Below are 238 nucleotides of genomic sequence, written 5' to 3' on the forward strand. Positions count from 1 at the left end.
GGTACCGCTTGCGCAGCGCCTGCGGGCGGCGCTCGATCAGCGCCTGCACGGCAGTCCAGCCGTACAGGCGCCGGTCGGCGTGGCCGCGCCCCGGTGGTGGCGGGGTGCCGCGTTCGCGCGGCGGCAGCGGGGTGGCCCGCGGCGGTCGCGAGGAGGGGCGGCGGGCGTTTTTCCAGGGCTCATTCACTACGGGACTGCTCCGGGTGGCGGTGACGCGAGACATCGGCGTTCTTGATGC

General features: G+C 75.2%; 1 pseudogene. It reads right to left on the bottom strand.

The window, feature by feature from the left end:
- Nucleotides 1–187 (bottom strand): annotated as a pseudogene (locus ACQG3P_RS23170) (TrmH family RNA methyltransferase); the annotation flags it as partial.
- Between the last annotated feature and the right edge of the window lie 51 nt (nucleotides 188–238).

This window comes from Stenotrophomonas sp. SrG (assembly GCF_050031795.1).
Lineage (GTDB): Bacteria > Pseudomonadota > Gammaproteobacteria > Xanthomonadales > Xanthomonadaceae > Stenotrophomonas > Stenotrophomonas rhizophila_A.